The organism is Microbacterium sp. 2FI, from assembly GCF_005502885.1.
Taxonomy (GTDB): Bacteria; Actinomycetota; Actinomycetes; order Actinomycetales; family Microbacteriaceae; genus Microbacterium.
Map to the genome: position 1 here is coordinate 1 of NZ_SCMR01000018.1, position 20,915 is coordinate 20,915.

A 20,915-nucleotide genomic window follows, 5' to 3' on the forward strand; every position below is an offset into this window, starting at 1 on the left:
GGGCAGGGGCGAGGGCGCGCGAGGCCTATTCGAAGAGCGTCGCGAGCTGACCGGCCTGCGGCAGGTCACGGTTGGCGATCGCCTCGCCGTTCACCGCGATCGTCGGCGTGCCGACGCCTCCGGCTCCCGGCTGCACGGGCGTGTTCTCGGTCATCTCGGCGACGTAGCCCGCGTAGTAGCCGTCGTTGACGCACGAATCGATCCCGGTCACCCCGGCGATCTCGGCGATCTCGAGAAGCTCCGCGTCGGTGAGGCCTGTCGAGCCCTCGGCCGGCTGGTTCGCGAAGAGGGCGTTCATGAAGGGAACCGCGGCGTCGGCATCCGCCACCGCGACGCAGTACATCGCGTTCGCTGCCCGCGTCGAGTACTCGGTGCCCTGGGAGTAGCGATCGAGGATCGAGATCGGGTGGATGCCGTGGGTGATGGCGCCGTCGTCGACGAGGCCCTGGATCTCTTCGCCGTAGACCTGCTCGAACTGGTTGCAGACCGGGCACATGAAGTCGATGAACGTGTCGAGTCGGTCCTCGCCGTCGCCGACGATGATCGCGCCGGTATCGGCCTCGATGTTCGACGCCTCGGGGGTCTCGGACGGCGCCGGGGTCGACCCGGTGTTGTTCAGTGAGACCACGAACACCGCGACGAGGACGAGCACCACGACGACCGCGACGCTCACCCAGATCGCGAACCAGTTGACCTTGCGTGCACCCTCAGCCATGACGGCTCCTCCTGTTGCGAACCTGCGAAACCTGTGCGGAAACCTGTCGGCGCCTAGGCGATCGGGCGCGGCGCGATGCCGAACGGCGCGAGACCGGCGGCTCCGCCATCGGCAGCCGTCAGCACCCAGATGCCGTCCTGGTGCACCGCGACGCTGTGCTCCCAGTGCGATCCCGCCGTGCCGTCGAGGGTCGAGACGGTCCAGCCGTCTTCCTCGACGAACGTCTCCTGGTCGCCGATGACGACCATCGGCTCGATGGCGAGCACGAGTCCGGGCTTGACTTCCGGTCCCGGATCCGAGACGCGGTAGTTGAACACCGACGGCGACTCGTGCATCTTGCGCCCGATGCCATGGCCGACGTACTCGCGCAGGATTCCGTAGCCGGGCTCGGCGGCATTGGCCTCGATGTAGCCCTGGATCGCGGTGCCGATCTCGCCGAGGTGCTTGGCCGTCGCGAGCGCGGCGATGCCCGCCCACAGCGACCCCTCGGTCACATCCGACAAGCGCTGGCGCGCCGACACCACATCGGGGCGCGTCGGGTCGGGCAGCACGAGCGAGAACGCGGAGTCGCCGTTCCAGCCCTGGTACTCGGCGCCGGCGTCGACCGACACGATGTCACCGGGCGCGAGCACCCGGTCGCCCGGGATGCCGTGGACGACCTGCTCGTTCACCGACGTGCAGATCGTGTGGCGGTAGCCGCGCACCATCTGGAAGTTCGACTTCGCACCGCGCCCGGTGATGACCGCGGATGCTGCGGCATCGAGCTCGGCCGTCGTCACGCCCGGGGCGATGAGCCCCCGCACCGCGTCGAGCGCGGCCGCCGTGATGAGCCCGGGCTCCACCATCGCCCGCAGCTGGGCGGGCGACTTGTAGATCGAGCGTCGCAGCGACACGGGATCAGGCCGCGGCAGAGCGGGAGAGCCCGCGCGCCTCGAGCGCCGCGATGATGCGGTGGGTGATCTCGTCGAGCGAGCCCACGCCGTCGATCTCGTCGACGATGCCGCGGGTGCGGTAGACGCCGAGGATCGGCGCCGTCTCGCGCTCGTAGATCGCGAGACGGTTGGCGATGACCGCTTCGGTGTCGTCGGTGCGGCCCTGCTCCTGCGCACGCAGCGAGATCCGCGCGATGCTCTCGTCGCGGGGGACGCTGAGCTCGATGACGGCGTCGAGGCCCTCACCGCGCCCCTCGAGGAATTCGTCGAGGTGCATGACCTGGCTGACATTGCGCGGGTAGCCGTCGAGCAGGAATCCGCCCTCGGCGTCGGCGTGCGACAGCCGATCCCGCACGACCGCGCTCGTCAGCTCGTCCGACACCAGGTCACCGGCCTCGATGATCGCCTTGACCTGCTGGCCGAGGTCGGATCCGGCGGCGACGGCGGCGCGGAAGACATCGCCCGTCGAGACGGCGGGGATGCCGAACGCCTCGGCGATGCGGATGCCCTGAGTGCCCTTGCCCGAGCCCTGGGGCCCCACGATGAGAAGGCGCACGCCATCGGTCTGACCCAGGGTCATCGAAGAAGCCCCTCGTAGTGGCGCTGCTGCAGCTGTGCGTCGATCTGCTTCACCGTCTCGAGGCCGACGCCGACGATGATGAGGATCGATGCGCCGCCGAACGGGAAGTTCTGGTTGGCACCGACCGTCGCCAGCGCGATGAGCGGCAGGAGGGCGATGAGACCGAGGTAGAGCGAGCCCGGCAGCGTGATGCGGGTGAGCACGTAGTCGAGGTACTCGGCGGTGGGACGACCGGCACGGATGCCGGGGATGAACCCGCCGTACTTCTTCATGTTGTCGGCGACCTCGACCGGGTTGAACGTGATCGCGACGTAGAAGTAGGTGAACCCGACGATGAGCAGGAAGTACACCAGCATGTAGATCGGGTGATCGCCGTTGGTGAAGTACTGCTGGATCCATGCCACCCAGCCCGCGACGCTGCCGTCTTCTGCCGGCTGCATGTTGAACTGCGCGATGAGTGCGGGGATGTACAGCAGCGACGACGCGAAGATGACGGGCACGACGCCGGCCATGTTCACCTTGATCGGGATGTAGGTGTTCGTTCCGCCGTACGTGCGGCGGCCCACCATGCGCTTGGCGTACTGCACCGGGATGCGCCGCTGAGACTGTTCGACGAACACCACGAGGGCGACGACGACGATGCCGACGGCGAGGACGAGGAGGAAGACCTCGAAGCCGCGCGCGATCCAGATCGATCCGAGGGCGGCCGGGAAGGTCGCCGCGATCGAGGTGAAGATCAGCAGCGACATGCCGTTGCCGATGCCGCGCTCGGTGACGAGCTCGGCGAACCACATGATGAGGCCGGTGCCGGCGGTCATCGTGATGATCATGAGGAGCTGCGCCCACCACACGTCGTTGGTCAGGAGCTGCTCGCACTCGGGAACACCGGTGATCCCGAAGAGCTGACCGCTGCGGGCCACCGTCACGAGCGTGGTCGACTGCAGCAGCGCCAGCGCGATCGTGAGGTAACGCGTGTACTGCGTCAGACGCGCCTGACCCGACTGGCCCTCCTTGTAGAGGGTCTCGAAGTGCGGGATGACCACACGCAGCAGCTGCACGATGATCGTCGCGGTGATGTACGGCATGACGCCGAGCGCGAAGATCGACAGCTGCAGCAGCGCACCGCCGGAGAACAGGTTCACCAGCGAGAGGAGTCCGTCAGTGGACCCGCTCTGGGCGAGACAGGACTGGACGTTCGGGAAGTTGACGAACGGCGTGGGAACGTGCGCGCCGAAGCGGTACAGCACGATGATGCCCAGGGTGAATGCGATCTTCCGACGAAGGTCGGGGGTACGGAAGACCCGCGCGATGGCGCTGAACAAGAGGATGCCTCCAGAAGGGATGCCGATGTGCCCGCGGCACACCGACCTCCAGGGTAACCCAGTGGGGGCCGGAGCAAAGCTCCGGCCCCCACTGTGCGGTACTACTTGACGGTTCCGCCCGCGGCGACGATCTTCTGCTCGGCAGAACCCGAGACCTTGTCGACCGAAACGGTGAGCTTCACCGAGATGTCGCCGGTGCCGAGCACCTTGACCTTCTCGTTCTTGCGGACGGCGCCCTTGGCGACCAGGTCGCCGACGGTGACGTCGCCGCCCTGGGGGTAGAGCTCCGAGAGCTTGTCCAGGTTCACGACCTGGTACTCGACGCGGAACGGGTTCTTGAACCCGCGCAGCTTCGGGGTGCGCATGTGCAGCGGCATCTGCCCACCCTCGAAGCCCGCCTTGACCTGGTAGCGGGCCTTCTGGCCCTTGGTGCCACGGCCGGCGGTCTTGCCCTTCGAGCCCTCACCACGACCCACACGGGTCTTGGCGGTGTTCGAGCCCGGGACCGGACGCAGGTGGTGGACCTTGAGCACTCCGGGACGCGATGCCGGGGCATCCGCCTTCGGAGCAGCCTTCGGGGCCGCCTTCTTGGCGGGGGCCTTCTTGGCGGGCGCCTTGTCGGCCTTCTCCGCAACCTCGGCCTTGTCGGCCTTGGCTGCGGCAGCCTTCGCGGGTGCCTTCTTCGCAGCAACCGGCTTGTCAGCGGCAGCCTTGGGCGCAGCCTTCTTAGCCGGGGCAGCGTTGTCGGATGCCTTCTTGGGGGCAACCGCCTTCTTAGCCTCGGCCTCGACGGCCTCGTTCTTCTCGGCCTTCTCAGCCATCAGTCGATCTCCTCAACCTTCACGAGGTGCGCGACGGTCTTGACGTAACCGCGCGTCTGCGCGTCGTCCGGACGGACGACCGAGTCGCCGATCCGCTTCAGACCGAGCGAACGCAGCGTGTCACGCTGGTTCTGCTTCTCGCTCACCTTGGACTTGACCTGGGTAACCTTCAGGCGCGCAGCCATCAGACACCTGCCTTCGCAGCGGCCGCGGCGTCAGCCTCGGCACGGACGAGACGGGCGGGCGCCACCTGGTCGAACTCGAGACCGCGACGTGCGGCGACCGCACGGGGCTCCTCGAGCTGCTTCAGGGCCGCCACCGTCGCGTGGACGATGTTGATCGTGTTCGACGAACCGAGCGACTTCGACAGGACATCGTGGATGCCGGCGCACTCGAGCACGGCGCGAACCGGACCACCGGCGATGACACCGGTACCGGCGCCTGCGGGACGCAGGAGCACCACACCGGCAGCCGCCTCACCCTGCACGGGGTGCGGGATCGTGGAGCCGGCGCGCGGAACGCGGAAGAAGTTGCGCTTGGCCTCTTCGACACCCTTCGAGATGGCGAGGGGCACTTCACGGGCCTTGCCGTAGCCGACACCGACCACGCCGTTGCCGTCTCCGACGACCACGAGTGCGGTGAAGCTGAACCGGCGACCACCCTTGACGACCTTCGAGACGCGGTTGATGGTGACGACGCGCTCCAGGAACTGGCTCTTGTCGGCATCACGCGAACCGCGGTCACGCTGGTTCTGGTTGCGCTCGCGGCCACCGCGACGCGGCTCGCGCTCGCGCTCGGCGGGCGCCTCGGTCGTGGCGGCAGCAGCCGGCTCGGTCACTTCGGTCTCCACGTTGTTGTTGTTCACTGTCTCGCTCACAGGTTCAGACCCCCTTCGCGGGCGCCGTCGGCGATCGCTGCGACACGGCCGGCGTAGCGGTTGCCACCACGGTCGAACACGGCGTCAGAGACACCGGCGGCCTTGGCACGCTCGGCGAGAAGCTCGCCGACCTTGCGGGCCTTGGCGGTCTTGTCCGCGTCCGAGGTGCGCAGGTCGGTCTCGAGCGTCGACGCCGAGGCCACGGTGTGGCCCTTGCTGTCGTCGACGAGCTGCACGAACACGTGACGCGACGAGCGCGAGACGACCAGGCGCGGACGCTCGGGCGTGCCGACGACCTTCTTGCGAAGGCGGGCGTGACGACGCGCGCGGGCGTCGGTCTTCGACTTCACAGCCATGGTTACTTACCAGCCTTTCCGGCCTTGCGCCGAACGACCTCGCCGGCGTAGCGCACACCCTTGCCCTTGTACGGCTCGGGCTTGCGGATCTTGCGGATGTTGGCAGCCGCCTCGCCGACGGCCTGCTTGTCGATGCCGCTCACGGTGAGCTTGTTGTTGCCCTCGACTGTGAAGGTGATCCCGGCGGGCGGGTCGACGAGGACGGGGTGCGAGAAGCCGAGTGCGAACTCGACCGCGCTGCCCTTCTGCGCGACGCGGTAACCCGTGCCGACGACCTCGAGGCCCTTGGTGTAGCCCTGGGTGACACCGATGATGTTGTTGTTGATGAGCGTGCGGGTGAGACCGTGGAGCGAGCGCGAGGAGCGCTCGTCGTCGGGACGGGTCACGACGACCTGGCCCTCTTCGATCTTGACCTCGATGGGGCGTGCCACGGTGAGCGCGAGCTCGCCCTTGGGGCCCTTGACCGCAACATCCTGGCCGTCGACCGTGATGGTCACGCCGGCGGGGATGTCGATCGGGAGACGTCCGATTCGCGACATGTCAGATCACCACACGTAGGCGAGGACTTCCCCACCCACGCCCTTCTGCTCAGCCTGGCGGTCGGTGAGAAGACCGGAGGAGGTGGACAGGATGGCAACGCCGAGGCCACCGAGGACGGTGGGGATCTCGGTCGACTTCGCGTAGACGCGGAGGCCGGGCTTGGACACGCGCTTGATGCCGGCGATCGACCGCTCGCGGTTCGGGCCGTACTTCAGCGTCAGCGTGAGGGTCTGGCCGACGCGGGCGTCGCTGACCTCCCATGCGGCGATGTAGCCCTCCTGCTGGAGGATCTCGGCGATGTGGGTCTTGAGCTTGGAGCTCGGCAGCGACACGGAGTCGTGGTGTGCCGAGTTCGCGTTGCGCAGACGGGTCAGCATATCTGCGACCGGGTCTGTCATCGTCATGTGTTGTTTCCTTTGTTCATTCGGTTTCGACTGCCGTTACACGACAGGCGACCTTCTATGAGAGCGGTGTTCAGTTGTGGGAGGAGAGATGCCCCGGCGCGAAGCCGGGGCAACGCCTCACGCCTGAGCGTCCTCGCCGCGGAACGGGAAGCCGAGGTGGCGCAGAAGCGCGCGGCCTTCGGCATCCGTCTTCGCCGACGTCACGACCGTGATGTCGAACCCGCGGACGCGGTCGATCTTGTCCTGATCGATCTCGTGGAACACGGACTGCTCCTGGAGACCGAACGTGTAGTTGCCGTTGCCGTCGAACTGCTTCGGCGACAGACCGCGGAAGTCGCGGATGCGGGGCAGCGCGAGGTTCACGAGACGGTCCACGAACTCCCACGCGCGGTCGCCACGGAGGGTGACGTGCGCGCCGATGGCCTGGCCCTCACGCAGCTTGAACTGCGCGATGGACTTCCGAGCCTTCGTGACGACCGGCTTCTGACCGGTGATCTTGGTGAGGTCGTCGACCGCGCCATCGATCACCTTGCTGTCGCGAGCTGCCTCGCCGACACCGGTGTTCACCACGACCTTGACCAGGCCGGGGATCTGCATGACATTCTCGTAGCCGAACTCTTCCTGCAGCTTCTGCTGGATCTCGGCCCGATACTTCTGCTTCAGGCGGGGCTGGATCTTGCCAGTCTCCGCGGCAGTGGCGGTGCTCATCAGAGGTCCTTACCTGACTTCTTCGCGTAGCGCACGCGGACGGTGCGCTTCACGCCGTCCTTCGTCTGCTCCTCGACCCGGCGGCCGACACGGGTCGGCTTCTTGGTCGAGGGGTCGACGAGGGCGACGTTGGAAATGTGGATGGAGGCTTCGAACGTCTCGATGCCACCGGTCTTGGTGCCGCGCTGGGTCTGGCCGACGCGGTTGTGCTTCGTGACGTAGTTCACGCCTTCGACGATGATGCGGTTCTGCTCGACGAGGACCTCGAGGACCTTGCCCTGCTTACCGCGGTCGCCGCCGCGCTCGGGCTTGGCGCCCGTGATGACCTGAACGAGGTCACCCTTCTTGATCTTGGCCATGAGGTCAGATCACCTCCGGTGCGAGCGAGACGATCTTCATGAACTTCTTGTCGCGAAGCTCACGACCGACCGGTCCGAAGATGCGGGTGCCGCGGGGCTCCCCGTCGTTCTTCAGGATGACGGCGGCGTTCTCGTCGAACTTGATGTACGAGCCGTCGGGACGGCGGGTCGACTTGACGGTGCGGACGACGACCGCCTTGACGACATCGCCCTTCTTGACGTTGCCACCGGGGATCGCGTCCTTGACGGTCGCCACGATGATGTCGCCGAGGCCCGCGTACCGGCGGTGCGAGCCGCCGAGCACACGGATGGTGAGCAGCTCCTTGGCGCCGGTGTTGTCGGCGACCTTGATGCGGGATTCCTGCTGAATCACTTGGCCTTCTCCAGAATCTCCACCAGACGCCAGCGCTTGGTGGCGCTGAGCGGGCGGGTCTCGTTGATCAGGACGAGATCGCCGATGCCGGCGGTGTTGCCCTCATCGTGCGCCTTGACCTTGGAGGTCCGACGGATGACCTTGCCGTAGAGGGGGTGCTTGACGCGGTCCTCGACCTCAACGACGATCGTCTTGTCCATCTTGTCGCTCACGACGTAGCCGCGACGCGACTTGCGGTAGCCACGGGCGTCGGCGTCGCGCACATCGTGCGCAGACGACTCGTGGCCGGCAGCCTGCTCGACGACCTCGGCCTTGGGGGCCGCGGCCTTCTTCGCAGGAGCCTTCTTCTCGGTGGTCTCAGCCATCACTCGGCCTCTTCCTTCGTGGCCTCGTCAGCGGCATCCGCCTTCTTGGCCTTCGTCTTCTTCGCCTTCGTCGCGGTCTCCAGCGGCGCGGGAGTGGCACGGATGCCGAGCTCGCGCTCACGGATCACGGTGTAGAGCCGCGCGATGTCGCGCTTGACCGCACGGATGCGGCCGTGGCTCTCGAGCTGGCCGGTGGCCGACTGGAAGCGCAGGTTGAACAGCTCTTCCTTGGCCTTGCGCAGCTCCTCGACGAGGCGCTGGTCTTCGAACGTGTCGAGCTCGCTCGGGGCGAGCTGCTTGGTACCGATCGCCATTATGCGTCGCCCTCCTCGCGCTTGATGATGCGTGCCTTCAGGGGCAGCTTGTGGATTGCACGGGTCAGGGCCTCGCGAGCGAGTTCCTCGTTGACGCCGGCGACCTCGAAGAGGACGCGACCCGGCTTGACGTTCGCGACCCACCACTCCGGCGAACCCTTACCGGAACCCATGCGGGTTTCGGCCGGCTTCTTGGTGAGCGGACGGTCGGGGTAGATGTTGATCCACACCTTGCCGCCACGCTTGATGTGACGGGTCATCGCGATACGAGCGGACTCGATCTGACGGTTCGTCACGTAAGCGGGCGTCAGGGCCTGGATGCCGAACTCGCCGAACGACACCTTGGTGCCGCCGGTGGCCTGGCCCGAGCGACCCGGGTGGTGCTGCTTGCGGTACTTGACCTTGCGGGGAATAAGCATCAGGCAGACGCTCCTTCTGCGACGGGGGCGTCGTTGCGGGGCGCACGGCGACGGTCGCCACCACGGTCGTCACGACCACGGGGTGCCTTCGGTGCGTTCGCCTGCTCGCGAGCCAGCTCCTTGTTGGTGAGGTCGCCCTTGTAGATCCAGACCTTCACGCCGATGCGGCCGAAGGTGGTCTTCGCCTCGTAGAAGCCGTAGTCGATGTTCGCGCGGAGCGTGTGCAGGGGCACACGGCCTTCGCGGTAGAACTCCGAGCGGCTCATCTCGGCGCCGCCGAGGCGGCCGGAGACCTGGATGCGGATGCCCTTGGCACCGGCACGCTGGGCGCCCTGCAGACCCTTGCGCATCGCGCGGCGGAAGGCCACACGTGCGGAGAGCTGCTCGGCGATGCCCTGCGCGACCAGCTGAGCGTCAGCCTCGGGGTTCTTGACCTCGAGGATGTTCAGCTGGATCTGCTTGCCGGTGAGCTTCTCGAGGTCGGCGCGGATGCGCTCGGCCTCGGCGCCGCGGCGGCCGATCACGATGCCCGGGCGGGCGGTGTGGATGTCGACGCGGACGCGGTCACGCGTGCGCTCGATCTCGATGTTGCTGACACCGGCGCGGTCGAGCGACGTGGTCAGCAGGCGACGGATCTTGATGTCCTCGGCCACGTAGTCCGCGTAACGCTGTCCGGGCTTCGTCGAGTCCGAGAACCAGCGCGACACGTGGTCGGTGGTGATGCCGAGGCGGAAGCCGTACGGGTTTACCTTCTGGCCCATTACTTGCTCGCCTTCTTGGTCTTGGCAGCCGGCGCCTTCTCGTCGACCGCGGGGGTCGAGAGCACGACGGTGATGTGGCTGGTGCGCTTCTTGATCTGGAACGCGCGGCCCTGGGCGCGGGGCTGGAAACGCTTGAGCGTCGTCCCCTCGTCCACGTACGCGTTGGCCACGTACAGGTCCTGCTCGTCCAGGAACTCGCCGTCCTTGTCAGCCTTCACGCGAGCATTCGCGATTCCGGCGGCGACGAGCTTGTAGATCGGCTCGCTCGCGCTCTGCGGCGCGAACTTGAGGATGGCCAGGGCCTCCTCAGCCTGCTTGCCCTTGATGAGGGCCACGACACGACGAGCCTTCTGAGGGGTCACGCGGATGTGTCGCACACGTGCGATGGACTCCACCATTTCTCTCTCCTCTTGCGTCCCCGCGTCAGCGGCGACGGCCCTTCTTGTCGTCCTTCTCGTGGCCGCGGAAGGTGCGGGTGGGCGCGAACTCGCCCAGCTTGTGGCCGACCATGGTCTCGGTCACGAACACAGGGATGTGCTTGCGACCGTCGTGCACGGCGATGGTGTGTCCCAGCATGGCGGGGATGATCATCGAACGGCGCGACCAGGTCTTGATGACGTTCTTCGTGCCCGCTTCGTTCTGGACGACGACCTTGCGAAGCAGGTGCTCGTCGACGAAGGGGCCCTTCTTGAGACTCCGTGGCATCTTCTTCTACTCCTACTTGCGCTTCTTGCCGGCGTTGCGACGGCGAACGATGTACTTGTCGCTTTCCTTGTTCGCGTGACGGGTGCGTCCTTCGGACTGGCCCCACGGCGAAACAGGGTGACGACCACCGGAGGTCTTGCCCTCGCCACCACCGTGCGGGTGGTCGACGGGGTTCATCGCGACACCGCGGACGGTCGGGCGGATGCCCTTCCAGCGGTTGCGACCGGCCTTGCCCCAGTTGATGTTGGACTGCTCGGCGTTGCCGACCTCGCCGATGGTGGCGCGGCAGCGCGCGTCGACGTTGCGGATCTCGCCCGAGGGGAGACGCAGCTGGGCGTAGGGGCCGTCCTTCGCCACGAGGCGAACCGACACGCCGGCCGAACGAGCCAGCTTCGCGCCGCCGCCGGGGCGGAGCTCGATCGCGTGAATCACGGTACCGGTGGGGATGTTGCGCAGCGGCAGGTTGTTGCCCGGCTTGATGTCAGCGCTCGGACCCGACTCGACGATGTCGCCCTGCGACAGCTTGTTCGGCGCGATGATGTAGCGCTTTTCGCCGTCGAAGTAGTGCAGGAGCGCGATGCGCGCGGTGCGGTTGGGGTCGTACTCGATGTGAGCGACCTTGGCGTTGACGCCGTCCTTGTCATTGCGACGGAAGTCGATGACGCGGTACTGACGCTTGTGGCCACCGCCGATGTGGCGGGTGGTGATGCGGCCCTGGTTGTTGCGACCACCGGTTTTGCTGAGCGGGCGGAGGAGCGACTTCTCGGGCGTCGATCGGGTGATCTCGGCGAAGTCGGCCACCGACGAGCCGCGGCGACCCGGGGTCGTGGGCTTGTACTTGCGAATAGCCATGTTGTTCTAGTCCTCTGTCCCGACCGTCAGCCGACTGCCGTGAAGATGTCGATGGTGCCCGACTTCAGCGTGACGATGGCGCGCTTGGTGTCCTTGCGCTTGCCGGTGCCGAAGCGGGTGCGGCGGGCCTTGCCCGGGCGGTTGAGCGTGTTGACCGCTGCAACCTTGACGCCGAAGATCTTCTCGATGGCGAGCTTGATCTCGGTCTTCGACGCGCGCGGGTCCACGAGGAACGTGTACTTGCCCTCGTCGATGAGCCCGTAGCTCTTCTCGGAGACGACCGGCTTCAGGATGATGTCGCGCGGGTCCTTGTTGACGGCGGTCATGCCGAGACCTCCTCGGTGGCGCCGGCCTTCGACGAGACGAACGCGTCGTAGGCGGCCTTGGTGAAGACGATGTCGTCCGAGACGAGCACGTCGTAGGCGTTGAGCTGGTCGGAGTACAGCACGTGGACGTACGCGAGGTTGCGCACGCTCAGGATGCTGATCTCGTCGTCACGCGTGATGACGACCAGCACGTTCTTGGTCGGGGCGAGCGCGGCGAGGACGGCCGAGGCTGCCTTCGTCGACGGAGCACCCTCGATGCCGAACGAGTCGACGATGTGCAGACGGCCACCACGAGCACGGTCGCTGAGCGAGCCCAGGAGGGCCGCCGCGATCATCTTCTTGGGGGTGCGCTGCGAGTAGTCGCGCGGCTTCGGACCGTGGACGATGCCACCGCCGGTCATGTGCGGCGCGCGGATCGAGCCCTGACGGGCGTTACCGGTGCCCTTCTGCTTGAAGGGCTTGCGGCCGGCGCCGGAGACCTCACCGCGACGCTTGGTCGAGTGCGTTCCCTGGCGAGCCGCCGCGCGCTGCGCGACGACGACCTGGTGGATGAGCGGGATGTTCGTCTTGACGTCGAAGATCGCGGCGGGCAGCTCGACAGAGCCTGCCTTCTTGCCGTCGGCCTTGAGGACGTCGAGCGCGAGAGTCGAGTCAGCCATGTGCTCAGGCCCCCTTCACTGCGTTGCGGACGTAGACGATGCGGCCACGAGCACCGGGGACGGCGCCCTTGACGAGCAGCAGACCCTTCTCGGCGTCGACGGCGTGCACCTTGAGGTTGAGGACGGTCACGCGCTCGCCACCCATACGGCCGGCCATGCGCATGCCCTTGAAGACGCGGCTCGGGGTCGACGATGCGCCGATCGAGCCGGGCTTGCGGTGGTTGCGGTGCGCACCGTGCGAAGCGGAGACACCCTTGAAGTTGTGACGCTTCATGACACCGGCGAAGCCCTTGCCCTTGCTGGTGCCGACGACGTCGACCAGCTGGCCGGCCTCGAACGTGGCGTCCACCGTGAGCTCCTGACCGAGTGCGTAGTCAGCAGCATCGGCCGTGCGGATCTCGGTGAGGTGACGACGCGGGGTCACGCCGGCGGCCTCGAAGTGGGCCGTCTGGGGCTTGTTGACCTTGCGGGGGTCGATCTGGCCGTAGGCGATCTGGACGGCCTTGTAGCCGTCCTTCTCGGGGGTGCGAACCTGGGTGACCACGTTCGGCGCGACCTCGATGACGGTGACGGGAACGAGCTTGCCGTTCTCGTCCCAGACCTGGGTCATGCCGAGCTTCGTGCCCAGCAGGCCCTTGGAAACCTTGTTGTTGATATCAGCCATGTCGACCTCAGAGCTTGATCTCGATGTTGACGTCGGCCGGGAGGTCGAGACGCATCAGCGAGTCGACGGCCTTGGGCGTCGGGTCGATGATGTCGATGAGGCGCTTGTGGGTGCGCATCTCGAAGTGCTCGCGGCTGTCCTTGTACTTGTGGGGCGACCGGATGACGCACACGACGTTCTTCTCGGTCGGAAGGGGCACGGGGCCCACGACGGTCGCGCCAGCACGGGTCACGGTGTCGACGATCTTGCGGGCCGACGAGTCGAGGCCGGCGTGATCGTACGACTTCAGGCGAATGCGGATCTTCTGTCCCGCCATTGTCTGCTCACTCTCTTTCTCGCGTCATACCGTCTCGAGCTCCTCGAGGGCATTGGACGCACGGTGGCGCTCTCGCGCCATGGCACTTCTGCACTGCTGCGCAGTGCGTTGCTGCACCGCTGTTCTGATGTCAATCCGGATTCCGCGCCGAAACGCTGTCCCCGGCATCCGTCCACCCGCTCGCGCACAGGAGCAGAGCTCCCGATTTGGAGGGGGTTTGAGATGTGTGGTTCTGCTGCCCGCGGCCTAGGACCCTGCACCGGTAACCGGCGCCGCCTATGCACTGCCCTGGCAGTGATCCGGTGCACGCCAAAAGGGGCGCCGGAATGTGGAACCTCACTAGTCTACGTGCCGCCCGGGCGTGTCGCAAACTCGGGCGTGTCGCGCGCCGGGTATCCTCGGCCGCTTCACAGCGGGAGGGATGCTGCGCAGACGCCGAAGGCGGTCGTGCGCGTGCGCACGACCGCCTTCGCTGTCATCGGAGTGGCCGGGTTATGCGGCATCCTGACGTCGTCGGTACGCCACGATCGCCAGCGCGGCCAGACCCATGAGGAGCGCGGCTCCACCGATCACCGGGATGAGCGGGCTCACGCCCCCACCGGTGACCGCCAGGGCGGGTGCGTGGTCGTTCGCGGTGTCGGTGGCCGGGTCCTCGGTGCCCGAGTCCTCGGAGCCCGGGATCTCAGAGCCCGGTTCCTCGGAGCCAGGTTCCTCGTCGCCCGGGCCGCCGATGGGCGGGTTGGCGCAGAGCGCCGTCGCCTCGGGGTACTCGACCACGGTCTCGTAGGTCGGGTTCACGTCGAAGCGAACGGTGACGCCGGCACGGGTCCACGCGAAGTTGCCTTCGGTCTCGACGTACTCGCCGTCCTCGAGCGCCCAGCCCGGCCACATCTTCGGCGCGGTCGCCGAAGCGCCGGGCCAGAGAAGCGTGCCCGACAGGGGCTGGCCGGCGACGACGTAGTCTTCGCCGTCCGGGTTGACGAACGTGATCGTGACGGGAGTGGTGCTCGACGGCGTGTAGCCCTCGGGCAGTGTCACGCCGTAGGCGAGGTACGGAACGTCGCTCACACAGGACGACACGATCTCGCCGGGGAGCAGCGGGCACTCCCCGATCTCGGACTGCGTCAGCGCGCGCGTGCGCGTCTCGAAGGTGGACGAAGACGACGGGGTCGGGGTTCCGGCCTGGTCGTAGTCGAAGACGGTCGTGACGACCTCACGGGTCTGGGTCACCTCGGTCGCGCCGCAGTCCCACTCGCCGTCTTCCCACGCGTCGTACTCGACCTTGGTGTCCGGCAGCGGGCAGTCCATCGTCTCTTCAGGCGTCATGTCGCGCGTGGCCGTCGTCGTGACATCGGACGACTCGCCCGGCATCCACGACTTGTCCTGCCACACATACGGGGTCGTCGTCGTCACCGTCGTCGTGATCACCGAGGCGCTGCCGCAGTCATAGTCGTACGAGACGATCGCGGTCTCCGCTGCGGGGGGCTGGTCAGGTCGGCACCGCTCCAGGTCCGCGGCGAGCTGGCTCAGGTCGGGAATGGTCCACTCGGTCCGCACGTCCTTCGCGAAGGGCCGGCCGTCGAGGGGAGACGCCGTCCACGTGGTGGTGCCGTCGTCGTTGAGCTTCGAGGTCCACCGGGCGTTCTCGCTCTGGGTGAGCGTTCCGGGCGCGTCGCAGTCGGGCACGGTGAAGTCGAGCGTGGGGGTGACCACCTCGGGCTCTTCGGGCACCTCGGGCAGTTCGCCCTTGCAGACGATCCAGTGCGACACCTTCGCCTGCTGCCCGCCGTTGTTGAGGGGGGACGCATACGCGACACCGGCGACGGGCTGCTCGGTCACGTAGTTCGAGGTGCCGCCCTTGACGACGAGCACGACCCAGCCGTTCCCGTGCCACGCGTCGTCGAAGGCGTTCAGCGTGACCGTGTAGCCGCCGTCGGTGATCTTGCCGTGCTCCGAGTCACCATTGTGCGAGTAGCATTCCGCGTCGAACTCCGCGTAGCGGTCCTGCCAATACTTCTCGCCGTTCGCCTCCGGCGTCGCATCCTCCAGCTGTCCTGCAATGCCGACGATATCGACCGCGGCTGCGGAGGTGGCCACAAGCGGAGCGACGACCAGCGACGCGGCCAGAGCCGCACCTGCCAGTGCTCTCCAGGTCTTCTTCATGCGCAACGAATTCACGCTCATCCTTCCCCAAGAGGTGGTGCGCGGGCGCACCGGTGATGGCGTCGTCGGACGACGCCGCGCTTCGCTCGACGAATCGAGCAGAAGAGCCCCAGTAGATGTCCACGCGCAGTTTCGGGTCGCGCACGGACCGGCGGTCTCCCGCCGTCCATGCAGGCTATCCGGTAGACAGGCGAGATCGGAAATCGACAGGCGGAACACCGAAGCCCCTCCCCCGATGACGGGTGAGGGGCTTCGGTGTTCAGGTCACAGCAGGCGGGGGAAGACGGACCTTGGGGGCAGTCCGCCCTCCCTCGCGGCTACTCCCGCACGGGAATCCCAGTGCGGCGGTGACGTGCCATCAGCGCGATGACGCCGGCCAGCAGAGCCAGCAGGCCGATCAGCAGCGGTCCGAGGACGGTGCCGGCACCGGTCGCGGGCAGCGACGAGAGCACCACGGTGGCGTCGTCGGAGTCACGACCGGGGTCATCCGGGTCGCCGAACGTGTAGTAGTCGACGACTGCCACGTTGGTGACGACACTGGATGCCGACGACGGGTTCACCGTGACGTCGAGCGTGATCGTCGGGGCGCTCGAAGTACCGAGGTCCGCCCCGGCAGGCTGCAGCGGGCCGAACAACGTGCACTCGAGGGTTCCGCCGTAGCCGCCGGACGCCTGGCCGGTGACCTGGCACGACTCCCAGTTCGGGAACACGCTGTCGTCCCCCTCGCCAGGCCACGACACGTCGGTCACCTTCAGGTCTGCCGGGATGGTGTCGGTGATGACCACACCCTCAGCGGCGGCATCGTCACTGACATTCACAGCGGCGATGTCGTAGCTGAACGACTCGCCGGGCTGCGAGCGCTCGACGCTGGCCGTCTTCTCGACCTGCACCTCGGTGTTGCGTGCGACGAAGCAGTCGGGCGTCGCCGGCGGGTAGCTCGTCGTGTAGGTGAGCTCGGGGTTGACCGAGAACACCACAGTGGACTCGCCGCGCCATGCGTAGTCGAGCTCGCTCGGGTCGAGGATCAGACCGTTGAAGACGAAGAAGCCTGCGTCCTCCGGCGCGTACTCGAGTCCGTCCGCCGGGTTGATGAAACCGCCGCCCGGAACATAGTCCGATGCCTGCAGCGGACGCCAGCCGGGGTAGTCGATCGAGATGCCCGAAGGCGTGAAGTCCGCACCCGGCCACGGGACCTGGCCCGACCAGACGGCCTCGGTCGCGTCGGCCTGCTCGAGGAACACCTCTGACGGGTCGGCCTCTTCATCGGTGTTCGGCGTCCACAGCAGCTGGATCGGGTTCTCGGGGTCTACGAGAGTTCCCGTCTTCGCGACGACCCAGCCGAGCAGCGGCGCGTCGTTGATGCAGCGCGTGTACAGCAACGCCACCATGTCACGAGTGGGCACCTCGACGGTGTCGCAGTCGTTCTCGGGGTTCTGATCGCCCGCCATGTCGACGCACGCCGTGTTGACGAGCAGATCCACGATGTCGGGGAGCGCAGGCGGCTCCTCGTCGCCGACGAGCTGCGGCAGGATCGGGTCGGTGGTCGGGTCGTTGTCGTGGTCGACGAGCACCGGGTCGGGCGAGAAGAACAGCACCGTCACGGTGACGGTGACCGAGTCGCCCGGCGCGATCGCATCGATCGTGAGGAAGACCTCGTCGTTCGAGTAGCCCGGAGCCGGACCCCAGCCGCTGTCGGGGTCGACCGTCAGCGCCGTGATCTGCAGCCGCTCGAAGAGCGAATCGTCGATCACGTCGACGTCTTCCGCCACGCGGGTGCCGTTGTTGGTCACGGTGAGGACGTAGTCGAACGTCTGACCAGGCTCGACCGATGTCTGGCCGTCGGGAAGACCAGCGGTCTTCACGATCGAGACGTCGTCGTAGTGAACCGTGGCGCAGGCGTCGTCGGTCTTGGTCTCGCCGTCGACCGTGACGTCGGCCGTGTTGATCACGCCGATCCCCGCTTCTTCGCCCTCGCAGGCGACCGGGGCGGTCTCGGTCGGAACGACCTCGAGGTTGACGGTCACGGTGTACACCGCTTCACCGTCTTCGCCTACGCCCAGGATCTCACCGTCGGCGAGCACGGCCTCGAGGTCCGGAAGCGACCACGATCCGCTCGTCGGACCCGTCCACGAAGCGGACTCGAACGCCACAGCGCCGTTGGCGTCCAAAGTGTCGACGAGGTCGTACTCGATCGGGACGAGCGCGCTGTTGTTGGTCACCGTGATGTCGTAGACGACCGTCCAGCTGCCGTCATCCTCCTGGACGGAGCTGACCGGAGTCTTCTCGAACTCGAAGCCCTGGTCGACGTGCGCATTGTTGATCGTGCAGGTGACGACCTCGCCCTTGGCGAGCCCCCGCAGGCTCGCCGAACCTGGCTCATTGTCGGTGAGCTCGATCTCCTCCCCGCTCGAGAGGCAGATCCACTCTCCGGCCGCGAACTCGTCGGAGCCCGCGAACTCGCCGATCAGCTCTTCGGTGAGGTCGATGCCGACACCGGCCTGCACCTCGGTCGCCAGGACGTTGCCGCCGTCCGCGTTGGTCACCACGGCGTCGGGCATCGTGCCGAACAGCTGCCAGTTGGCGGGCGAGACCTGGACCGGCGACGTGACCGTCTTGATGAGCGCCAGCGTGGGGAGTTCGGCCTCGTTGGTGATGACGCAGACGACCGGCTGATTCGGCATGTCGAAGGTGATCTCACGGGTGTCCGAGGTGTACGTCAGAGCCGGCGCCTCGGTCTCACCGAGGTAGAACGCGGAGTCGACGCACTCGATCGAGGACGCATAGGCATCGTCGTCTCCGGCGAGCGCCGTGACCTCCTCAAAGACCCTCACGGAGGCGCCCGAGTTGACCGGCACGGTGAGGGTGTTCAGCGAGTCGAGGAAGACGCCGACCGCGCCGTTCGAGAACGACGTCGCCGACTCTGCCGCACCGGTGATGCCGAGGTCTGCGTAGTCACCGGCTTCGCCATTGATCCACTCCTTGACCACGACCACGTTGAACGCGTTGTTGACGTTCGTGAAGGTGCACGTCGTCCCGGATGCCGGAACGGTCAGTCCGTCGGGTGCCACGGTGTTCGACGTCGTCGAAGGACCGGACCCGATGCCTGTGCAGTTCCATGACGACGCGTAGTTACCTTCGACGAGATCCCCATAGACCTCGGTGATCGAGAACGTTTCGCCGACACGGACGGTTGCGGTTGCGTCGGCCGGATCGAGCCAGTCACCCCCGATGGAAGTCGACGTGAAGCCCACCGGTACGGGATCTCCGACGATGTCGAAGCGCAGGTCCACCGAGTCATTCAGAATGCTGTCGACCCACTGCTTCTTCAGCGTGATCGTTGCCGTCTGAGCGATGTTCTTGAACCTGCACTGGACGCCGTCTTCTGATGCCGGCCATTCCGGAACGGTCACCGAAGCCGACGTCTGGTCGTTCGCAGACGGCGTCGCGCCGATGCACTGCAGCACGGTGTCGTACGAGCCCGTGTTTCCGGCGCCGAGAATCTCAGCGACGGTCACCGTGGTGCCCGGAGCCACCTGGACTGTCGAGACCGCGCCCGAGCCCGGGGCCGTGTCGACGGCGTTGTTGCCGCCGGTGACCGAGAGGGTGGCGGTGTCACCGTCGAAGGCGTTCTCCCAGGCCTTCTCCACTGTCACGGTGGCGTAGGGGATGTTCACGAATGCGACCGCGATCACCGGGTGCGGCACCGCCTGCGAAATCGTCGCCGACTTGGGCGTCGGGTCGAGCACGTACAGGGGCGGTGCGACGGTCTCGGCGACCGAGTAGGTGCCGGTCGGGAGTCCCACGACCGTGAACGCGCCCGGAGCAGTGTTCGTGTCGCGACCGGTGTAGCCGCCCTGGCCCGTGTTGTCGACCACGGTGATCACGTTGGAATCGAGGTCCCACGGAGCCGCAGCGGCAGCACCGCCGGTGGCGGTGACGCTGAAGGTCGCGCCGCCGAGCGGCTGACCGTTGCTGTCGTGCTTGGTCCAGCGGATGCTGCCGAGCGGGTCGATGAAGGTCACCGAAGCCGATGCCAGGGTGGCGACCGCGACGTTCTGCGTCGCCGGAGTCGGCAGCAGATAGCCGGCGGGCGGCACCGTCTCGGTGACGGTGTAGTTGCCCGGGATCACGTTGCCGCTGAAGACGAACGTTCCCGACGCGTCGGTCACGACGTTCGTCGAACCCGTACCGGTGGTCGGGTTCGGCGTCACCGTGAACTGGGCACCGGCGAGGTTGGCACCGTCCTCGTTCTCCTTGACGATCGTGAGGCTGCCGCACGTCGACGGCGGCTCGACGGGAGTCGGGCCGACGAAGCCCTTCAGGTTGCCGGTCGGGCCGAAGTTGTTGCCCGTGAAGCTGCGCATGTATGCGGTCGCCGCAGCGGATGCGGGGCAGCCGGGAGCGACGACGCCCTCGGTGAGCTCGGTGACGTTCATGCCGACCTCGAAGAAGCCGCCGGCCTCGATCGCCTGACCGAAGGGGTTGACGAGGTCTACCTCGCTCACCGCGCCGACGAAGCCGGTGGCGCTCGGGTCGGAGTTGCAGGTGCCCGGGTAGCTCGCCGTGTTGGCGTACACACACGCCTGCAGCAGAACGGGCGGGCTCGAGCCCTGCGTGGTGATGTAGAACACCGCGCCACCGCTGGAGCGGATCGGTCGCGGAGCGCCGTCGGGCGCGAAGTTGATACCGGCGTTGGTCACCTCGATGACGTAGCCGCCGGTGCCGCTGGTTTGCTCGCGATCCCAACCGACCCACAGGAAGTAGTCGTCGCCGACAGTGTCGGCCTTCGTGTAGTTGCGGATGAACTCGATCTTCGGCGGGGTGCCACCGCCGCGGGTCCACGTGGCGGGGTCGGAGTTGTCCTTGACCACCTGGTAGGTGCCGACGACGGCCGACGACTGGTACCCGCCCGACGTCCAGTCGGTGCCACCGCAGTCGCCGGCAGCGTAGTTGCCGTCGATCTCGAAACCGCCGACCGTGGCGCACGCGGCGAGCGCAGCGACGGCCGAGGGCGCGACACGTGCTGCGGCCAGCGGAGCGGCCTCTTCTTCGACGACAGCCTCTTCGGCGGGAGCCGCCTCCTTCTCGGGCGCAGCCTCCTTCTCAGGTGCCGCCTCCTCCTCGACCGGAGCGGCCTCCTCTTCGGGAGCAGCCTCCTCCGTGGGAGCGGACTCCTCTACGGGCGCCGCCTCCTCTTCGGTGACGGGAGCCGCAGGCTCGACCGTCTCCTCCGGCGGTGGTGTCTCCTCCGCGTAGGCGGTGCCGCCCGCGAGCATGAGGCCGATGACGAGCACCGGTGTGATGAGAGCGGCGGTCGCGCGCTTATAGGCCGTGGAACGACCGGCGCGACGCGAAGCAGACTGAGACGACGAAGACGAACGCAT

26 protein-coding genes are annotated in these 20,915 nt (G+C 67.0%); all 26 read right to left on the bottom strand.

What is annotated here, in order from left to right; translation table 11 throughout:
* Positions 1 to 25: 25 nt before the first annotated feature.
* Positions 26 to 715 carry a thioredoxin domain-containing protein gene (locus FFS15_RS13820; RefSeq protein WP_137845632.1) on the bottom strand — a complete coding sequence of 230 codons (690 nt, stop codon included), beginning with the start codon at positions 713 to 715 and terminating at the stop codon, positions 26 to 28.
* Between the two features lie 53 nt (positions 716 to 768).
* Positions 769 to 1,608, bottom strand: coding sequence for a type I methionyl aminopeptidase (map, locus tag FFS15_RS13825; protein ID WP_137845633.1), 840 nt, complete (start codon positions 1,606 to 1,608; stop codon positions 769 to 771).
* Positions 1,609 to 1,612: 4 nt separating this feature from the next.
* Entirely contained in the window at positions 1,613 to 2,227 is a 615-nt protein-coding gene (locus FFS15_RS13830; protein WP_137845634.1) for an adenylate kinase, read from the bottom strand.
* The gene (secY, locus tag FFS15_RS13835; protein ID WP_137845635.1) at positions 2,224 to 3,549 is read right to left on the bottom strand and encodes a preprotein translocase subunit SecY; all 1,326 of its coding nucleotides are present in this window, start codon (positions 3,547 to 3,549) and stop codon (positions 2,224 to 2,226) included. Before secY ends, FFS15_RS13830 begins: the two co-directional genes overlap by 4 nt.
* A gap of 101 nt (positions 3,550 to 3,650) precedes the next feature.
* A complete protein-coding gene (gene rplO, locus FFS15_RS18765) occupies positions 3,651 to 4,370 on the bottom strand; it encodes a 50S ribosomal protein L15 (protein ID WP_137845636.1) in 720 nt (239 codons plus the stop codon).
* Positions 4,370 to 4,555, bottom strand: coding sequence for a 50S ribosomal protein L30 (rpmD, locus tag FFS15_RS13845; protein WP_023954062.1), 186 nt, complete (start codon positions 4,553 to 4,555; stop codon positions 4,370 to 4,372). The genes rplO and rpmD overlap by 1 nt, the downstream gene beginning before the upstream one ends.
* A complete protein-coding gene (rpsE, locus tag FFS15_RS13850) occupies positions 4,555 to 5,220 on the bottom strand; it encodes a 30S ribosomal protein S5 (RefSeq protein ID WP_283205756.1) in 666 nt (221 codons plus the stop codon). The genes rpmD and rpsE overlap by 1 nt, the downstream gene beginning before the upstream one ends.
* Before the next feature lie 23 nt (positions 5,221 to 5,243).
* The gene (rplR, locus tag FFS15_RS13855) at positions 5,244 to 5,603 is read right to left on the bottom strand and encodes a 50S ribosomal protein L18 (RefSeq protein ID WP_137845637.1); all 360 of its coding nucleotides are present in this window, start codon (positions 5,601 to 5,603) and stop codon (positions 5,244 to 5,246) included.
* A 2-nt stretch (positions 5,604 to 5,605) separates the two neighbouring features.
* Positions 5,606 to 6,142, bottom strand: a complete 537-nt coding sequence (rplF, locus tag FFS15_RS13860; RefSeq protein WP_137845638.1) for a 50S ribosomal protein L6 — start codon at positions 6,140 to 6,142, stop codon at positions 5,606 to 5,608.
* A 6-nt stretch (positions 6,143 to 6,148) separates the two neighbouring features.
* Positions 6,149 to 6,547, bottom strand: a complete 399-nt coding sequence (gene rpsH, locus FFS15_RS13865) for a 30S ribosomal protein S8 (protein WP_137845639.1) — start codon at positions 6,545 to 6,547, stop codon at positions 6,149 to 6,151.
* A 117-nt stretch (positions 6,548 to 6,664) separates the two neighbouring features.
* Complete coding sequence (gene rplE, locus FFS15_RS13870) at positions 6,665 to 7,255, bottom strand: 50S ribosomal protein L5 (RefSeq protein WP_137845640.1); 591 nt, start codon at positions 7,253 to 7,255, stop codon at positions 6,665 to 6,667.
* A complete protein-coding gene (gene rplX / locus FFS15_RS13875) occupies positions 7,255 to 7,614 on the bottom strand; it encodes a 50S ribosomal protein L24 (protein ID WP_137845641.1) in 360 nt (119 codons plus the stop codon). The genes rplE and rplX overlap by 1 nt, the downstream gene beginning before the upstream one ends.
* A 4-nt stretch (positions 7,615 to 7,618) precedes the next feature.
* Positions 7,619 to 7,987 (bottom strand): 50S ribosomal protein L14, encoded by a 369-nt coding sequence (gene rplN, locus FFS15_RS13880; RefSeq protein ID WP_137845642.1) that lies wholly within the window; start codon positions 7,985 to 7,987, stop codon positions 7,619 to 7,621.
* On the bottom strand, positions 7,984 to 8,352 hold the full coding sequence (gene rpsQ, locus FFS15_RS18960; RefSeq protein ID WP_137845643.1) for a 30S ribosomal protein S17: 369 nt from the start codon (positions 8,350 to 8,352) through the stop codon (positions 7,984 to 7,986). Before rpsQ ends, rplN begins: the two co-directional genes overlap by 4 nt.
* Positions 8,352 to 8,666, bottom strand: coding sequence for a 50S ribosomal protein L29 (rpmC, locus tag FFS15_RS18965; protein ID WP_137845644.1), 315 nt, complete (start codon positions 8,664 to 8,666; stop codon positions 8,352 to 8,354). Before rpmC ends, rpsQ begins: the two co-directional genes overlap by 1 nt.
* Entirely contained in the window at positions 8,666 to 9,085 is a 420-nt protein-coding gene (rplP, locus tag FFS15_RS13895) for a 50S ribosomal protein L16 (RefSeq protein ID WP_018171451.1), read from the bottom strand. Before rplP ends, rpmC begins: the two co-directional genes overlap by 1 nt.
* A complete protein-coding gene (rpsC, locus tag FFS15_RS13900; protein WP_137845645.1) occupies positions 9,085 to 9,846 on the bottom strand; it encodes a 30S ribosomal protein S3 in 762 nt (253 codons plus the stop codon). Before rpsC ends, rplP begins: the two co-directional genes overlap by 1 nt.
* Positions 9,846 to 10,244, bottom strand: a complete 399-nt coding sequence (gene rplV, locus FFS15_RS13905; RefSeq protein WP_137845646.1) for a 50S ribosomal protein L22 — start codon at positions 10,242 to 10,244, stop codon at positions 9,846 to 9,848. The genes rpsC and rplV overlap by 1 nt, the downstream gene beginning before the upstream one ends.
* A 25-nt stretch (positions 10,245 to 10,269) precedes the next feature.
* Positions 10,270 to 10,551, bottom strand: a complete 282-nt coding sequence (gene rpsS, locus FFS15_RS13910) for a 30S ribosomal protein S19 (RefSeq protein ID WP_120229702.1) — start codon at positions 10,549 to 10,551, stop codon at positions 10,270 to 10,272.
* A 12-nt stretch (positions 10,552 to 10,563) separates the two neighbouring features.
* Positions 10,564 to 11,403 (bottom strand): 50S ribosomal protein L2, encoded by an 840-nt coding sequence (gene rplB, locus FFS15_RS13915; protein ID WP_137845647.1) that lies wholly within the window; start codon positions 11,401 to 11,403, stop codon positions 10,564 to 10,566.
* 26 nt (positions 11,404 to 11,429) lie between these two features.
* The gene (gene rplW, locus FFS15_RS13920) at positions 11,430 to 11,729 is read right to left on the bottom strand and encodes a 50S ribosomal protein L23 (protein ID WP_137845648.1); all 300 of its coding nucleotides are present in this window, start codon (positions 11,727 to 11,729) and stop codon (positions 11,430 to 11,432) included.
* Entirely contained in the window at positions 11,726 to 12,388 is a 663-nt protein-coding gene (gene rplD / locus FFS15_RS13925) for a 50S ribosomal protein L4 (RefSeq protein ID WP_137845649.1), read from the bottom strand. Before rplD ends, rplW begins: the two co-directional genes overlap by 4 nt.
* 4 nt (positions 12,389 to 12,392) lie before the next feature.
* Positions 12,393 to 13,052: a 50S ribosomal protein L3 gene (rplC, locus tag FFS15_RS13930; protein ID WP_137845650.1), complete on the bottom strand. Its 660-nt coding sequence runs from the start codon at positions 13,050 to 13,052 to the stop codon at positions 12,393 to 12,395.
* Between the two features lie 7 nt (positions 13,053 to 13,059).
* Positions 13,060 to 13,368, bottom strand: a complete 309-nt coding sequence (gene rpsJ / locus FFS15_RS13935) for a 30S ribosomal protein S10 (RefSeq protein WP_013584016.1) — start codon at positions 13,366 to 13,368, stop codon at positions 13,060 to 13,062.
* Between the two features lie 492 nt (positions 13,369 to 13,860).
* Positions 13,861 to 15,546, bottom strand: a complete 1,686-nt coding sequence (locus FFS15_RS13940) for a hypothetical protein (RefSeq protein ID WP_137845651.1) — start codon at positions 15,544 to 15,546, stop codon at positions 13,861 to 13,863.
* A 302-nt stretch (positions 15,547 to 15,848) separates the two neighbouring features.
* Entirely contained in the window at positions 15,849 to 20,825 is a 4,977-nt protein-coding gene (locus tag FFS15_RS13945) for a SpaA isopeptide-forming pilin-related protein (protein WP_137845652.1), read from the bottom strand.
* Positions 20,826 to 20,915: the final 90 nt, after the last annotated feature.

Excerpts from the sequence above, each read along its gene's own strand:
- FFS15_RS13820 (WP_137845632.1), bottom strand. The coding sequence starts at position 715 with ATGGCTGAGGGTGCACGCAAGGTCAACTGGTTCGCGATCTGGGTGAGC.
- FFS15_RS13830 (WP_137845634.1), bottom strand. The coding sequence starts at position 2,227 with ATGACCCTGGGTCAGACCGATGGCGTGCGCCTTCTCATCGTGGGGCCC.
- rplO (WP_137845636.1), bottom strand. The coding sequence starts at position 4,370 with ATGGCTGAGAAGGCCGAGAAGAACGAGGCCGTCGAGGCCGAGGCTAAG.
- rpmD (WP_023954062.1), bottom strand. The coding sequence starts at position 4,555 with ATGGCTGCGCGCCTGAAGGTTACCCAGGTCAAGTCCAAGGTGAGCGAG.
- rplR (WP_137845637.1), bottom strand. The coding sequence starts at position 5,603 with ATGGCTGTGAAGTCGAAGACCGACGCCCGCGCGCGTCGTCACGCCCGC.
- rplF (WP_137845638.1), bottom strand. The coding sequence starts at position 6,142 with ATGTCGCGAATCGGACGTCTCCCGATCGACATCCCCGCCGGCGTGACC.
- rpsH (WP_137845639.1), bottom strand. The coding sequence starts at position 6,547 with ATGACGATGACAGACCCGGTCGCAGATATGCTGACCCGTCTGCGCAAC.
- rplE (WP_137845640.1), bottom strand. The coding sequence starts at position 7,255 with ATGAGCACCGCCACTGCCGCGGAGACTGGCAAGATCCAGCCCCGCCTG.
- rplX (WP_137845641.1), bottom strand. The coding sequence starts at position 7,614 with ATGGCCAAGATCAAGAAGGGTGACCTCGTTCAGGTCATCACGGGCGCC.
- rpsQ (WP_137845643.1), bottom strand. The coding sequence starts at position 8,352 with ATGGCTGAGACCACCGAGAAGAAGGCTCCTGCGAAGAAGGCCGCGGCC.
- rpmC (WP_137845644.1), bottom strand. The coding sequence starts at position 8,666 with ATGGCGATCGGTACCAAGCAGCTCGCCCCGAGCGAGCTCGACACGTTC.
- rplP (WP_018171451.1), bottom strand. The coding sequence starts at position 9,085 with ATGCTTATTCCCCGCAAGGTCAAGTACCGCAAGCAGCACCACCCGGGT.
- rpsC (WP_137845645.1), bottom strand. The coding sequence starts at position 9,846 with ATGGGCCAGAAGGTAAACCCGTACGGCTTCCGCCTCGGCATCACCACC.
- rplV (WP_137845646.1), bottom strand. The coding sequence starts at position 10,244 with ATGGTGGAGTCCATCGCACGTGTGCGACACATCCGCGTGACCCCTCAG.
- rpsS (WP_120229702.1), bottom strand. The coding sequence starts at position 10,551 with ATGCCACGGAGTCTCAAGAAGGGCCCCTTCGTCGACGAGCACCTGCTT.
- rplB (WP_137845647.1), bottom strand. The coding sequence starts at position 11,403 with ATGGCTATTCGCAAGTACAAGCCCACGACCCCGGGTCGCCGCGGCTCG.
- rplW (WP_137845648.1), bottom strand. The coding sequence starts at position 11,729 with ATGACCGCCGTCAACAAGGACCCGCGCGACATCATCCTGAAGCCGGTC.
- rplD (WP_137845649.1), bottom strand. The coding sequence starts at position 12,388 with ATGGCTGACTCGACTCTCGCGCTCGACGTCCTCAAGGCCGACGGCAAG.
- rplC (WP_137845650.1), bottom strand. The coding sequence starts at position 13,052 with ATGGCTGATATCAACAACAAGGTTTCCAAGGGCCTGCTGGGCACGAAG.
- rpsJ (WP_013584016.1), bottom strand. The coding sequence starts at position 13,368 with ATGGCGGGACAGAAGATCCGCATTCGCCTGAAGTCGTACGATCACGCC.